The sequence below is a fragment of the Candidatus Kryptoniota bacterium genome, assembly GCA_036567965.1.
Taxonomy (GTDB): domain Bacteria; phylum Bacteroidota; class Ignavibacteria; order Kryptoniales; family JAKASW01; genus JAKASW01.
In genome coordinates, this window is record DATCTN010000019.1 from 88,729 (window position 1) to 104,715 (window position 15,987).

General features: G+C 50.6%; 9 protein-coding genes. All 9 read left to right on the forward strand.

Features of this window, described 5'->3' with window-relative positions; all coding sequences use genetic code 11:
• Positions 1–32: 32 nt before the first annotated feature.
• Positions 33–1,196, forward strand: coding sequence for an alanine--glyoxylate aminotransferase family protein (locus VIS48_08120; protein HEY9166110.1), 1,164 nt, complete (start codon positions 33–35; stop codon positions 1,194–1,196).
• The gene (serA, locus tag VIS48_08125) at positions 1,193–2,770 is read left to right on the forward strand and encodes a phosphoglycerate dehydrogenase (protein HEY9166111.1); all 1,578 of its coding nucleotides are present in this window, start codon (positions 1,193–1,195) and stop codon (positions 2,768–2,770) included. The genes VIS48_08120 and serA overlap by 4 nt, the downstream gene beginning before the upstream one ends.
• 251 nt (positions 2,771–3,021) lie before the next feature.
• A complete protein-coding gene (locus VIS48_08130) occupies positions 3,022–3,729 on the forward strand; it encodes a hypothetical protein (protein HEY9166112.1) in 708 nt (235 codons plus the stop codon).
• A 12-nt stretch (positions 3,730–3,741) separates the two neighbouring features.
• Positions 3,742–6,708, forward strand: a complete 2,967-nt coding sequence (locus VIS48_08135) for a TonB-dependent receptor (protein HEY9166113.1) — start codon at positions 3,742–3,744, stop codon at positions 6,706–6,708.
• A 60-nt stretch (positions 6,709–6,768) separates the two neighbouring features.
• A complete protein-coding gene (locus VIS48_08140; protein ID HEY9166114.1) occupies positions 6,769–10,125 on the forward strand; it encodes a T9SS type A sorting domain-containing protein in 3,357 nt (1,118 codons plus the stop codon).
• 65 nt (positions 10,126–10,190) lie between these two features.
• The gene (locus tag VIS48_08145; GenBank protein ID HEY9166115.1) at positions 10,191–11,216 is read left to right on the forward strand and encodes a PorV/PorQ family protein; all 1,026 of its coding nucleotides are present in this window, start codon (positions 10,191–10,193) and stop codon (positions 11,214–11,216) included.
• Positions 11,217–11,336: 120 nt separating this feature from the next.
• Positions 11,337–12,233, forward strand: coding sequence for a DUF4249 family protein (locus VIS48_08150; GenBank protein HEY9166116.1), 897 nt, complete (start codon positions 11,337–11,339; stop codon positions 12,231–12,233).
• A 38-nt stretch (positions 12,234–12,271) separates the two neighbouring features.
• A complete protein-coding gene (locus VIS48_08155; GenBank protein HEY9166117.1) occupies positions 12,272–14,509 on the forward strand; it encodes a TonB-dependent receptor in 2,238 nt (745 codons plus the stop codon).
• Entirely contained in the window at positions 14,509–15,915 is a 1,407-nt protein-coding gene (locus tag VIS48_08160) for a GWxTD domain-containing protein (protein ID HEY9166118.1), read from the forward strand. Before VIS48_08155 ends, VIS48_08160 begins: the two co-directional genes overlap by 1 nt.
• Positions 15,916–15,987: the final 72 nt, after the last annotated feature.

Here is a 15,987-nt window from a genome sequence, read left to right on the forward strand (position 1 = left end):
TCAATTAACAAAAAATTATCGGAGCAACATTTATGAAGAAAAGATTATTCACACCAGGGCCTACGCCGATTCCGGAGAGTGTAATGCTCGCCATGGCGGAGCCGATCATTCATCACAGAAATCCTGAATTTGAAGCAATCCTTACGAGTGTAAATGAAAATTTGAAATATCTCTTCCAGACGAAGAATGAAGTCGTGACGCTAACGAGTTCAGGCACCGGGGCGATGGAAGCTGCGGTATCGAATTTATTATCGGCAGGTGACAAAGCGATTTTCGTCAACCTCGGGAAATTCGGCGAGCGCTGGGGAGAGATAATGAAAGCTTACGGCGTTGAGCCTGTCGAGATAAAGGTCGAGTGGGGCACGGCGCCGTCGCCGGAAATAATTCTTGACGCAATAAAGAATAACCCCACAGTCAAGGCGGTGTACTTGACTCACAGCGAAACTTCGACGGGCGTTTTCACGAACATAAAGGAAATTGCAAAGGCAGTACACGACAAATACGATATCGCAGTTGTAGTTGACGGCATAACTTCGGTCGGCGCGCATGAAATGAGGTTCGATGACTGGGGACTGGACGCGATCGTTACCGGCTCGCAGAAGGGTTTGATGATTCCACCCGGGCTCGCCTTTGCGACGTTGAGCGACAGGGCGAAGAAGATGCTCGAAACTTCGAATCTTCCGAAATATTATTTCAGCCTGAAGAAGGCGCTGAAAGCACATGCGGGAAACGACACACCGTTCACTCCGGCAATTACGCTCGTCATCGGACTCGAAAAGGCACTTCGCATGATAAAAGACGAGACAGTTGAGAGGATCTGGCTCCACCACAGGATACTGTCCGAGGCGGTCAGAAACGGTTGCGAGGCTATCGGCTTGAAATTATTTGGCTCGCCGGCGTCACATGCCGTGACCTCCGTTTACGTTCCCGAAGGTGTCGAGTATTCTAAGTTCAATAAGATTCTGAAATTGAAATATGGAATTACGACCGCGGGAGGCCAGGAGCACTTGAAGGGAAAGATATTCCGAGTGGCGCATCTCGGATACTACGATGAAGTGGACATTGTAGGTGTTGTCGCGGCGCTGGAGTGGACACTTCACGACTTGAATTTCAAATTCGAACCGGGATCAGGTGTTACCGCCGTACAAAAAACTTTCGCGAAGTACTCACGTGAGGCAACGGAGGTGGCAAGATGAAGATCCTCATTACCGATCCGATCGAGCAGGTGTGCACCGACATACTTCAAAAGGAAGGAATGGAGGTGGACGCAAAGCCGGGTCTTCCACCGGACGAGATCAAAAAGATCATCGGTGGTTACGATGCGCTGATCGTGCGCAGTGGAACCAAAGTCACGGCGGATATTATCGCGGAGGCGAAGTCCATGAAAGTGATCGGGCGTGCAGGAGCCGGGGTTGACAACATTGATGTACCCGCCGCTACCCGGAAGGGCATCATCGTGATGAACACACCGGGCGGGAATACGGTCTCCACCGCGGAACACACCATGGCACTCATGCTCTCCATGGCGCGAAATATTCCGCAGTCGTACCGGGATTTGCAGGGGGGGAAGTGGGAACGGAAGAAATACATGGGGACCGAACTCCTCGGCAAAACGCTTGGTATCGTCGGTCTCGGGAAGGTGGGCAGAGAAGTCGCCTCAAGGGCTAAAGCATTTGGAATGAATGTGATCGGGTACGATCCGCTTCTCGCGCCGGAAAATGCCGCAAACCTCGGATTGGAGTTGGTTCCTCTCGAAGAGATATTTCACAAATCCGATTTCATCACGGTGCACACTCCTCTTACCGAAGAGACTCGGGGACTCTTAGGCGAGAAGACTTTTCCCCTCTGCAAGCAGGGAGTACGCGTCATAAATTGCGCGAGGGGAGGCATAATAGACGAACAGGCGCTGTTGAAAGCCCTGGAAAGCGGAAAGGTTGCAGGTGCTGCACTTGATGTATATATGAAGGAACCTCCCGGCGAGAATCCGCTTTTCAATCATCCGAAGGTCGTGGCCACACCTCATCTGGGTGCGTCGACAGAAGAAGCTCAGGAGAAAGTGGCAAAGCAGATCGGCGAGCAACTTGTCGATTTCTTCAAGGGAAGGGGCATCGTCGGGGCTGTTAACATCGTGGACTACCAGACAGCCGTTAGCGACGAGATGCGCGCTTATCTCGTGCTTGGCGAGAAAATCGGTTCTCTGCTTGCTCAGCTCATCACGGGGAAGGTGAAATCCATAACTGCGGCCTATAGTGGCGCACTTCTCCAGAAATCTTCAGAGTTGTTGTCCACAGCAGTGTTGAAGGGAATGCTTGACAAGTTGATGTTCGCGCCGGTTAACTTTGTGAATGCGCCTGCGATTGCGAAAGAGCTCGGCATCGCCATAAGTGAAAAAAAGGAACAGGCAAGTGGTCATTACTCCAACCTTCTGAAAGTTGAAATTGCGACCGACCGGGAGCATAGGAGCATAGCGGGAACTGTATTCGATGGGAGCGAGATGCGTATCGTCGGAATAGATGATTTCCATTTCGAGATTTTTCCCGAAGGACACTTCCTTTTCTACTCGAACACTGATAGGCCGGGTATGCTGGCAGCAGTCGGAGGACTCCTTGCGTCGGCTGATGTAAATATTGCCGATGTCTCTCTCGGGAGATCAGCGCGAGGTGAGCGTGCCCTGACAGTGATGGGCGTCGACAGCGAGATACCTGAAAAGGTTCTTCTTCAGCTTACAAAGATTGCCGGAGTATACGAAGTAAAGGCCGTTAGACTGTAAGAAACCTCTATTTTTCACTTGACAAAGGTAATGAGGCACATTATATTTCAGCGAAATTTATGCTGGCTGTGGAGCAGAGAACGGTATTTCATTCAATCCTAACTGAATTCACAGAGGAAGTATTCACACAGTTACTTCTTCGCATATAGTCTAGACGGTTTTCTTATCAACTATTGTAGGAGGTCATTAGTTAGTTGATATTATCTTTTCATTTCTCACCTACTAACAAACTTCACACTCAAGGAGGTAATATGAAACGAACCGGTAGAATCGGGCTGACGGGATTTTTTGTCGTCGGTCTGATTGTGACTATGTTTGGGTGTACAAATGTGGACCAGACCATTGTTCCACCTACCGATTACCATTCGACTGTCATGTTCGTTGATCTGGCAAATACCGGCACCAGCATGGCAATAAAATATGATCAAACCGCGGTGGGGACGTTGAACTTCGGTAATCACTCGGCGTCATATGCCAGTATACCCTCCGGTACGCGCAGGATGAGTTTTACTTACGGTGCGTCATTAGACACGCTTAACCAAGGATTAAGTTCGAACTACCAGTACAGTTATTTTAGCATCTACGAACCCCTGAATGGTGATGTCGCAAGGAAATATGTGCTTGCCGGCCAGGCGTATACGTTCGGTGCGGCAGGTGTGAAAGACACCGCTCTTGTGAGATTCTTCAACCTGTCAAGCGATACGGTGGCTACATTCTTAACCGGTTTCGATTTCATATTGGCAGACACATTGGAAACCGACGGCGTTGGATATCCCGGTTGGACGTCGTACATGAAAGTGCGAGCAGGTAACAATCATTACACGGTCTTGATTCATGCGACTGGCGATACCTTATCTGGCAATGCAACTTTATCGAACCTTGCATCCCTGGGTCGTTACTCGGTTATAATCTATGGAAACAACGCCAGCATTCAGACATTGGTATTAACAGAACACTAAAGGAGGACAGCGATGTTTAAAAGGTTTGCTATAGGATTGCTCCTTGCGCTCGCGATTCCCGCGCTGACCTTTGCCCAGTACGGAAAAATTTCGGGCAAGGTGGTGGATCATGAAACCAAGGAAGCCCTTGTGGGAGCAACTGTGCTCCTTGATGGGACCAGCCTCGGTGCTTCCACTGATATAAATGGTGAATATGTTATCCTGAACGTGCCCGCCGGAACTTATACGGTGAAGGTAACCTACGTCGGATATCATCCGCTCACAATTTCAAACTTGAGCGTCCTGTCGGGATTGACGAGGGATCTTCCCATCGAGCTCTCAAGCACTGCCGTTCAGGCGCCCACCGTTGAGATCATCGCGGAACGTCCGTTAATTGAAAAAACTGCGACGAACGCTGTCAGGATCGTAGGGACTCAGGACATCCAGAATTTACCTGTCAGAGGCGCGCAGGCTTACTTCACTCTTCAGCCAGGAGTAGTTCTGCAGAATAACACCGTCTATATAAGAGGAAGCCGTGCAGATGAGGTTGGTTATCAAGTTGAAGGTGCCGACACCAGGAACATTGTATCCAACGGTAACTACATCACGACTATTCCGGAAGCCCTGGAGGAAGTCAGTGTGCAGGCCGGCGGTTACAGCGCCGAGTTCGGCGGAGCCAACAGCGGTATCGTACAACAGACTTTCAGGACGGGTGGTGCGAAGTGGAACCTTTCGGCTGCCGGTGAGACTGACGATTTTGGGAACTACCCGGGAAAGAAGGGACCGTTCAGTACGTATTCGTATGGATACTCTAACTATGTTCTGACTCTTGGCGGTCCACTTATGACGGACAACATCAAGTTGTTCCTAGCGGGCCAAAACAATTTCCTACGCGACAACTATGGCGGCGGTCCTCTCTTCTGGACGGGTGCCAATTTCGGGTATTTGCACGATAGAGGCGACGCGGGCGGCAACAAGGCCGACTCAGCGTTGGTATCATGGGGCGGCGGCAATCTTCCTCGTGGAATGAACAACAGTTACAGTCTGAACGGCACGTTGCTTTTTGATTACAAGCCGCTGCAGATCCGTATTGCCGGAGCCTTCACGCAGAACTCGCAACAGAACGACGCGTCGATATATGACATCTTCGATCTGTCAAGGGTCGGTCTGTTCCAGTCTGACAATACCCTCCTTGATGGAAAGCTGAGCTATTTCCTCTCTGCTAATACTTTCTTCGAGGTGAATTTTAACTACCTAGACTATCGTGACCAAACCACGGATCCAAATTTCGGCTCGAACGTGCTAGCCTATGGCGACAGCGTCGCCGCAGCTGCTCACGGTTGGACATACAATACTTATACTTCCGGTCCTGCGCAGTACGTGTTCTATGGATTCCCGTTCAATCGTCCGGGGACCGATTTAACAGGATATGCAAAGGATCACAACGGGTATCTTGGTGGATCTGTGGATCTGACATCTCAGATTGCGAACCATGAGATCAAGATTGGTGGATCGTACCAGTACTGGACCGTTCGCCACTATGGAGTTGGCGGCGGAATATTCGGTCAACTTATTACACATCCCGATTCATCCAGAGTGTCATCAGGCCTTGCTGAATTGTTGCGCAGCCAGGCTGTTAACAATTACGGCTATGACGAATTCGGCGCCGTCTTCAACGGAAGTGGTCCGAATGCGGCAAGACATCCGTACTTTGCGTCTGGTTACATCGAGGATAAGATCGAATTCAATGACCTCGTGATAAACGCCGGATTGAGGTTGGACAACATCTACATGGACAGCTGGGACTTGCCTGATCTTTCAAATCCAGGATATAACTACAGCCAGTTTTCACTGTACCCGAATGGTGCGGGAGCAGACAGTCTCGGGTATAAATTGAGCCGGGTGTTTACTTACCTCGAGCCGCGTATCGGTCTGTCGTTCCCAGTGACTGACAGGACGGTGTTCCATATGCAGTATGGAAAATTCGTACAATCTCCTCAGCTGAATCAAGTCTATCAGGGCCAGGCCGAGATAGCCAGATTCCTGTCGGGCCAGTTCTACTTCCTTGGCGGGCAGGTTGCTCTGAATATCGGGCCGATCAGGACCACACAGTATGAGATCGGTTTGTCGCAGCAGTTCACCGACTTCGCTGCCTTCGACGTCACCGGCTTCTATAAGGACGTTGCCGGCCAGTTGGTCGACCAGAAGGTCACTGTCATCCCGACCGCATCCGGACGTGATTATCACGTCTTCTCGAACGGTGACTTCGAGACGGTCATGGGTCTTGAATTCAGTTTGAGAGTCAGAAGAGTTGAAAGACTCCAGGCTGAGATAAACTACACGTTACAGGATGCGAGAGGAACGAATTCTTTTGCGAACGGTGCGGAAGCACTCCAGGAAGTTGCCGGAATACCTGTGACGATGGTGACCCCGCTTACTTACGACCAGACTCATCGCGGATCTGTGATGCTTGATTACAGGTTTGCAAAAGACGATGGCGGTCCGATCCTGCAACAACTCGGACTGAATCTTCTTCTCACATTTAATTCCGGGCACCCGTTCACGCTGGCTACCGGATCTGCCGGACAGTCGGGACCGGAGGTCGGAGCAATACTTCAGGATGCTGACGCTCGCGGCAGATTCCCGCTCGAGCCGGTCAATAATTCAAGCACACCATGGTTCTATGAGCTTGACGCCAGACTTGATAAGAACTTCGAACTCCCAGGCGGAATCGGTCTGGATATTTACATATATGCACAGAACCTGCTCAATACTCAGAACGTAATAAATGTTTACTACAGGACCGGTAATGCCTACGCTGACGGATATCTGACAACGCCATCGTTGAGCGAGAAGGTGATAGCCTCTCAAGGAGCCCTGTACGTTCCGATGTATGAGGTCATAAACTTGCAGGACAATCAAAATCAGCGCGATGCGAATGGCTTCGACAACTTCGGCATGCCTCGCCAGGTCAGAGTCGGCGCAAGATTGGACTTCTAACAAGTGATCGGAACTATTATTACTAAAAACAAGTTTTTAAAAACTCAGGAGATTGCTGATATGAAATCTCATGGCAAGTTGTCCGGAGGGCTCTTCGGACTTGCACTTTTTGCCGCTCTGTTCTTTGTCGCGTCAGGTGTGCTGGCAAAGGAAGGGCCGAATGGCAAAAAGTCGCAGATCGTTAATAAGGTAGCAGGCACTCCAGGCTCGTCTTTGTTCAATATCAATAATATTACTGCGTGGATGCAAGACGACGCTCTTTATCCACCGAATGTCGGTGGGTCATGGATCGGTGAATACCCGCGAGGATCAGGAGTGGGATTCATCTTCCAGGAAGGAATAGTATTCGGCGGTTTTGTGAACGACGGTGGTACGCCTGCATTGAGGGTTGGTGGTACCACGTATCCCACGGGCATGGTGCCCGGAGCAATCACCGGCACCGGAGTAGCAGAAGATCCCGCTGGACCTACCGTCAGGATATGGAGAGTCAGACCTGACGTGTTCCCGAATCAGGATCCAAAGAAGGTTCCCGACCTCTCAACGGACGCCGCCACTTTCTACCAGGTGCCTAATGCTTCAGTGACAGCGGCACAGATTTCGGCAATCCAGACCCAGTATGTCACTGATTGGAACCAATGGCCCGCTGCAAAAGGCGCACCATGGTACATCGACTCTATCGGTGTGGTCAGGAACGATGCAGCCTACGATCCGACAAATCCTCACGACTGGCCAGGCATACCGGGCGCGAGTCAGACGATCTGGTTTGTGTGTAACGACCTTAACCCGGGTGTCACCAGCGTACTCTATGGCGCTCCCCCGATCGGTATCGAAGAGCAACAAACCATTTGGGGATACGCTTCTTCTACACCTTTGAACGAGATGTATTTCAAGCAGGTGAAGTTGATTTATAAGGGCACTGCTACAAGCAACGTTGGCTCAACGATCGACAGCATGTACGTTGTCCAATGGAGAGACCCCGACAACGGAGACGCCGGTGATGATTATGCCGGTTGCGACTCTACTCTCAGCTTGGGCTTCTGCTATAACGGTGAGCCCATCGACGCGAAGTACGCTGCGATAGGATTGCCGCCAGCCGCGAGCGGGTCAGTTTTCCTGCAAGGCCCCTCGCACTTCACCGGGAACGATGCGGACAGTGCAGTCCTCAATTTCCAATGGAGGCATGGATATGCCTACTGGCATCCGGTTGCAATGACCGGCTATGACTATTTCGCTGCTGGAACGAACATCACCGATCCAGACCTCGGCGCTTATGGGGGCACGGAGCAATTCTTCAACCTTATGAGAGGCGATCTCCCGAGGCCACAGTATCCCGCGGGTACGCCGTTCTACTCTGCTTCGACCTATGCATCAGCGCATGGCATAGTGACAAACTACATGCTTAGCGGCGACCCGGTCACACACGCTGGTTGGGTTGACGGCTACGATGTGAACGCTAGCGACCGCAGAGACCTCAATGTCTCCGGCCCGTTCACATTGAAACTGTACGATACTGTGGAAGTGGTCGTCGGTATGGTCGGCGGACTCGGAAAGAGTGCGACATCGAGCGTGTCAGTGCTGAAATACAACACAACATTTGCGCATTTCGCTTTCAATAACCTTTTCCATTTGCCGGTACCTCCGCCCACGCCCAACGTGGCGGCGACGGCTCTCAATGACACTGTGCTACTTAACTGGGCGACAGACGAAGAGAATATTAATTCGATCGAGACTTCGGCGAGCTCGGGCTTCACATTTGAAGGCTACAATGTCTATCAATTGCCGAATGCAAGTGCAAAGCCGACTGACGGCGTGCGCATCGCGACATTCGATCTGAAGGACGGCGTCACCACAGTACTTGACAATGCTATCGATGCGACGACTGGCGTTGTAATAACCAAACCTGACGAGTTCGGAACCGACTCCGGCATTCAGCGATTCGTTTCAATATCTGCAGATGCTCTCCGGGGTGACGCTCCTCTGGTCAATGGGCAGGTTTACTATTACGCGATAACATCATATTCAGTCGACCTCGATCCAAGTGCACCTCTGCACGCGCTGGAGAGTGCTCCGTCATACAAGACGGTCATACCGCACGGGACTAACCCCGGTCAGAGATACGGTACCCCCGGCGATACCGTGAAGGTAACTCATGTTGGTCCGAGCAATGGAAGTGTGACACCTGTGATTGTCGACCCGACTGTAACCACTGGAGACAACTACCAGGTGACTTTCCAGACAGATCCAACAACCCAGACTACAACGTGGACCCTTTCGAATGTGACTGGGACAGCAAAGGTTCTCCTGACCGGCCAGACCAACCAATCCGGCGACAATAATTATCTGGTCACCGATGGTTTGCAGGTCATTGTGCAAGGTCCGCCTCCGGGAATGAGCACGTACAATATTCCGGGCGGAGTCCGAGATTGGACATTTAGCGGCGCGAGTAGTTATGGTCTTGAGGGATTCTCGGGCGCTATAGGAATGGCGTATAACGAATGGTTCAGCAGCTCGACGATTCTTCCGTCGCAACTGCATAAAGTCGTGATAAAATTTGCAACAACCGACGCGTCAGCCAATATCGCCAATCTGTCTGATCCAAACGTGTCCCAGGCATACAGGTATTTGCGCCATGCGAGCGCGGCAGCTGTTGATCCGGCATTTGCGCCATTCATAATCAATCCTGTCCCGGGTTATCCTTATCAGGATAGAAGGCCGGTGCCTTTCGCTGCATTCGACGAGGACAATAATAATCAACGTCTCGATGTCGGATTCCTCGAGAACAACGCAGCAGGCGGGACGGTCGATGGTAAGTATGATCCTCCGCTTTACACTGCAGGAATAGATAACGTTGCAACGACTAGGGAGTGGTTCTTCATATTCGGAACTAACTATGATGCGAACGTAGATAACCCTGCTCTTACGCATGACATACTGGATACAACTGTGGCGATCATGTGGTGGGGCACGCCGAATATGAGAAACCCGCACTTCACCGCAGGAGACGAGTTCGAGATCGTGCCAAACTACGTCAACACCTCGACAGACGTGTTTTCCTTCAAAGCGCCGGCTGTCACTAGCAGTCAAACAGCGGCGAAATCTGACGTCCAATTGGTCAACGTCTTCCCGAACCCGTATTATGGCTTCCAGTACCGGGAAACCAACGCATTGAATAAACAAGTGACGTTCAACCATTTGCCCGCAAAGGCGACGATCAGAATATTCAATCTGGCCGGCGTACTGGTTCGGACGATCGAAAAGAACGACGCTTCCCAATTTTCTAGCTGGGATTTGAGGAACTCGAGTGACCTCCCCGTGGCCAGCGGCATCTATATCATCTACGTGGACATGGGAAATCTCGGAACGAAAATTCTCAAACTGGCACTCGTTCAGCAAGAACAGGTGTTGCCAACATATTGAAGAATGTTGATAGACCGTCCCGTCAGTTGGCGGGACGGTTTAGTTAACTAATAAAGGAGTAGAATATGAAAAGAGGTTTACTTGTAATAGGCTTGGTTGCCTTGACATTCACAGCGTCATCTGTGTTTGCGCAGGACAAAGCTGGAACCTCGGCAGCACCTGAACTACTTATCCCGGTTGGTGCGAAGTACGAGGGGATGGCCGGCTCCGCAAACGCATTCGTCACGGGAGTGGACGCTATCTACTGGAACCCTGCCGGTTTGGACATGGATAACGGCTCGGGCGGCGCCTTGTTCTCTTACAGACAATACATCGCGAATATGGGAGTTAGCTATCTTGCAATTGGTGGAAAGCTCGGCTTCGGATCTCTCGCGATTTCCCTGCGCTCGTTCAATATCGGGACGATCTACGTGACAACTGAAGATCATCCTGATGGCACGGGCGAACAGATCAGCCCGACTTTCTTCATAGGTGGACTTACCTATTCGAAGAAACTCACGGACAGAATTAGCGTCGGTGCGAATATCAACCTTATCAACGAGTCTTTCGGCAGCGTGAGCTCCTCCGGTGTCGGATTCGATGTTGGAGTGCAGTACGAAGACCTCATCGGCGTTCAGGGACTCGGACTCGGCGTCGATGTGAAGAACATCGGAACCGAAATGAGATATGATGGCTCGGGCCTCTGGGTCCAAGCGACAGATCCAAACGCCGGCGTAGGCCTGTCGTATTACAAACTTGTGGCGGCATCCTTCCAGTTGCCTTCAGTTATTGAGATTGGCCTCGGATACAAGAGGGCCCTCGATGAACAGAATTCCTTGGAAATCGCAGGAATGTTCCAGAATAACAACTTTGGGATCGATGAGTACCGCGCTGGCTTGGAGTACAGCTTCATGAGTACGATTTACGTCAGAGGCGGATACATCTTCAGTACAGACCAGTCAGGTGTACAATCGATATTCCAGAACTACACGATAGGCGCGGGCGTCGATCTTACCAAGGTCGCCGGCATTGGGCTCTCGTTCAACTATGCCTTTGTCCCCGTGAAGTATTTCTCGAGCAACCACTTGTTCGATCTCCGCGTAGCGTTCTAAGACTTTTGTCTTTGAGAAAAGCCGCCAGGTGCACGAGAGTACCGGCGGCTTTTTTTTTCTCCATATTTGAAGTTTCAAGCGCTTTTTCATAACCTTAGTGTAAGAAGAAAAGTCATCTGAATGCCCCAGCTTGCCCGTAATCTACTGAGAATCCTGACGCTTGTTCCCTTCCTCCTCGCGCAAGCATGCAACTCTCCATTCCAGGTCAAGCAAGTTTACTCTCCTCAGCTCGTCATCTATGGCATCGTCTTCCGCGGCGACTCAAGCGTCGTCATCCGTGTGGAGACAAATAGCAAAACGCAATTATCCGATTCGATGATATCATCGCAGCTTCCCGGACTCAACGGGGTCCTGACGAACGAAACGACAGGCGATTCCATTCAGCTCGTTTCATCATTCGAGGGGAAACTGAATTTCCTGCAAGGCATTCTCAGAACAAACCCGGGCAACTCGATATCGATTCGGGCTGTGGCCAGCAATTACCTCCAGTGCTCCGCTAACGCCACGGTCATCGGTCCGGCCATTATCTATCCTTCTCCATGGACTAACAGCTCACTTCGCGAACCCGCACCGGGCTCTCAGGATCCACAGTTCACAATCTACCCTTCATCCAATACCATGGCGATTCGGCTTGTCATGTTACTGGTGTACCAGGGTACCGACACAAGCGGAAAGCTGATTTCAGGTACTATAATGCTGACTCCATCTTATCAGCAGGATACGACGAGCTATTTCCTGCGTGTGAATGGAGCTACCACCGCGATCTCGTTTCCGCTTTCAGACTATATCAGCGCTCTTTCTAGCGCCGTTGGTTCTTTAAAATCCGGCACGGTAGTCGCAGATGTGAAGCTCCTCCAACTCGACGCCACGCTCTACGATTACTACAGCATTTCGAATGGATTCAACGACCCACTCACGATGCGGACAGAAAGACCCGTATTCACAAATGTAAACGGCGGACTGGGATTCCTTGGCAGCGCATCGTACGATTCTCTTGACATACAGGTGTTCCCCTGAATAATCCGCGTGCCAGAAAACTTCTGCGATTCAGCTTTTTGCTCGCATTCTCTCTCTCTTTCTCGTCCGCTGTGGTTGCCCAGGAACGCACCTACATTCTTCGCGGGACTGTCGCCGATTCTCTGTCGGGGGAACGTATTCCGTATGCGACGGTAAGAATTGAAAAGACCTCTATAGGTACGTATACCAATACAGGCGGTTATTTCGTTTTGCCGAAAATACCAGTAACAGAAAAAAGGGTCGTCGTCAGCGCTGTCGGATTTAAGGAAAAGATCTTTGTGATAGGAAGCAGTCAGCCCGTAGTGGACGTGACTTTCCAACTTCCTGAGGAACCAACAACACTCTCGACGGTCGAAGTCACCGGAGAATATCTCGGACGAATGAAGCCGATTGCGCCGAGCACCACGGTCATCCTCGGGAGAGATATCGAGAAGGCGACGGGGATATTTAACAACGATCTTGTCCAGGCAATCACACAGCTGCCGGGAGTCGTGACTGTCGGTGGAATATCAAGCCAGTACTATGTGCGCGGAGGTGCGTCGGATCAGAACCTTGTCACGATCGACGGAATCAGAGTATACAATCTCTTCCACGCTTTCGGACTGTTCAGCTTCGTGGACCCGCTTATCGTGAAGGTCGCCGACATGAGTACCGGCGGCTTCCAGGCAGAGTACGGCGGGAGACTATCATCCATCCTTAGTGTCGACACAAAGGACGGTGATATGTACAAATACACGGCGGCCGGGAGTTTCGACCTTCTCTCCTCGGACGTGATGCTAAGCGGCCCACTCCCCCTTAAGGCATTCGAAGGTAATACGTCTTTTATAGGGTTCTTCCGCACATCATTGTACAAAAACTCGCTGAGACGCTATTTCCAACGAAGCATCCCGTTCCAGTTTTTCGATGGGTTTGGAAAAATAACGAGCAATCTGACTTCGACAGGACACGTCTCCTTGGAATTCCTGTCGACCGGCGACCAGGTGTCAAGCGAAAATTCTGTCGACCCGGACTTCAACTGGCGTGACGTGGGCTATTCGTTGTCTGGGAACTACTTGTTCGGTGATCGCTATAGCTTCGAGTTCTCGGTCTCAAGTTCCATGTATAACGCGGAACAACTTCCGAAATCTTCCAGCTATCTGCACTATGAGTCGAGCAGTATAGTAGACCCGGCATTCTACGGCGACCTGACTTATTATCCGAGCCCAACAGCACGATTGGACTTCGGTCTTCTCTTCAACTTCCCTGCGTACAATTTCACGTTCACTAACGCGTACAACCTTCCCCTCACTGTCGACCAACAGGAGGTGGAACCGAACATGTGGATCAAATACAAATGGGAGGCGATCAAGAACCTCGAAGTCGAACTTGGATTCCGCATCGACCTATCCAGAACTTTCGAGTACGCGACAGGCGCAGGGAAGGGATATCTTGGCGACCCGAGAGCTACTTTTACATACAACACCAGCGCAAATTCCTCGATCTACTTTGCGGCGGGCGAATACCATCAGAGGATTATTAGCTTGAACAATGAGGATGACATTTATTCTCCTTTCGATTTGATCATCTCAATCCCTGACACTGCATCAAATCTCGACGACGAAGAGGCGTTCGAGTACATCCTCGGTGGCCAGGTCTCGCCAATCAATATCCTGGAACTGAAAAGTGAACTGTATTACAAGGATTTTACAAAGCTTGTCACTGTCAATCGCGATAAAGTGGATCAGAACGATCCGGATTTCATCCTTGGAACGGGTAAGTCCTACGGCCTGGAATTCAGCGGTCAATATGACATCGGCTCATTTTATCTCACAGCGAACTATTCATTCTCCAAAGTAACCAACACTTCGAATGGTTTTACTTATACTCCCAGATACGACAGAAGACATCAGCTAAACTTGTCGGCAGGTTTGCAGCCCTTCGACAGATTCTGGATCAGGACTCACTGGGAATACGGTTCGGGCCTGCCCTACACCCCCCTTTCGGGATACTATCCACAGCTCCAGCTTAGTCCCGATAATCTCACCGGCTACACGGGAGGCCCTGCGTCGAACCAGATAGTCTTCGGGGACAAGAATAGCGCGCGAATGTCCGACTACCATCGACTCGACGCAAGCTTTTCCTATGAGGCGAAAGTGCTCGGCCTTGATCTCACTTCCGAACTAATGCTGATCAACATTTATAATAGAAGTAATGTTTTCTATATTAATAATGTGAGTGGTGATGTCGAATATTCGCTGCCGTTCATTGTGAACCTCTCTCTGAGTTGGAGGATATAATGTTCTCGAAAGTTGGAACTGTCGCCATCTTTAGCATGTCCGTCGCGCTGCTGCATCCGGACACTTCCCGGTCCCAGAGCAAGTTCTTATCCGCAGTTAATTTTTCCGAATTCAGGTATGATTCTACGCTGACTTGTGTCGAGTTGTATACCGCTTTGTCTCCTGCCAAACTTGCATTTCACTCCGCAGAAAAAGTGGACACAACGACCGCGCTCGTGGCGTCCGCTAAACTCATTTACCAGTTCACCAATGTCGCGACCGATTCCGCTTTCACATTTAGCGATGAAATCCCCATAAGCATATCGGACACGAGCTCCATATCAGGCTCCTCAAAGCTAGTCACAATTACGAGACTTCTATTCCGACCGGGAAGATATTCAGGAGCGATCTACGCCGAGTTTGGGGACTCAACAACAGTACTTGACAGCGCCAATTTAAGACTCGAAGTGAGAAACTTCCCGGGATCAATGCTCACACTCTCGGACATTGAGCTCTGTAGCGAGATTTCGAATGAGACATCCGACAAGGACGTGTACGGAAAGAACACGCTTCACGTAGTCCCGAATCCCAAAGCGATCTACGGCCTTGGAATGCCGGTCCTGAGCAGCTACGCCGAAGTGTATGGGCTCGCCAAAAGAGCTGATTCGACTGAGTACGCTATTACATGGAACGTTATCGACACATACGGTAGGATTGTGAAGAGCCGTTCGTCTCACGGATTGGGAACCTCTACGAGCCTTGTCGAGCTGGGCTCCATGAATATTTCCGATCTCGCTTCTGGCAAGTATGCGGTTGAACTCCTCGTCGCGGATTCGGTTTCAAGAGGATCTGCGTTCTCAAGCCAGTACTTCTTCGTGTACAATCCATACGTGAAACAACCGCCGACCCCCGCGGGAACGAACGTCGATGTCATCTCCTCTCCGTTCTTTACGATGGGAGGCGAAGAGTTGGATGACCTGTTCCACGCCGCCTCATACCTTGCAAGCCCGCAACAAAGTTCATTCTATCAGAAACTGGAAACACTGGATGCGAAACGAGCTTTCATGGCACAGTTCTGGAACGAACAGAATCGAAAAGAGGGATTCGGCGGGTTTAATTCCTGGGCTGAGTTTGATAAACGCTTTACATATGTAAACCAGAAGTATAAAACGGCGTTCAGGGCAGGTTGGCTTACCGACAGGGGGAGGGTCTATATCGATTATGGGCAACCAGACGATATTGACCGGCATCCAAGCACTGCGGGGAGCAAACCTTATGAAATCTGGAGCTATAACGGGATCGAAAATGGAGTGGTGTTCATCTTCGCCGATTTGACAGGTTTCAACAACTACGCTTTGATTCATTCTACTAAACAAGGTGAAGTTGACGATCCTGACTGGCAAAGATATGTCCAGACAGACCAGTAGGGCATCACTTCTGTTAATGTGTGATCTGGATGCTTGATTAAATGTCTGCGGGCGTCTAAATTAATTGGAATT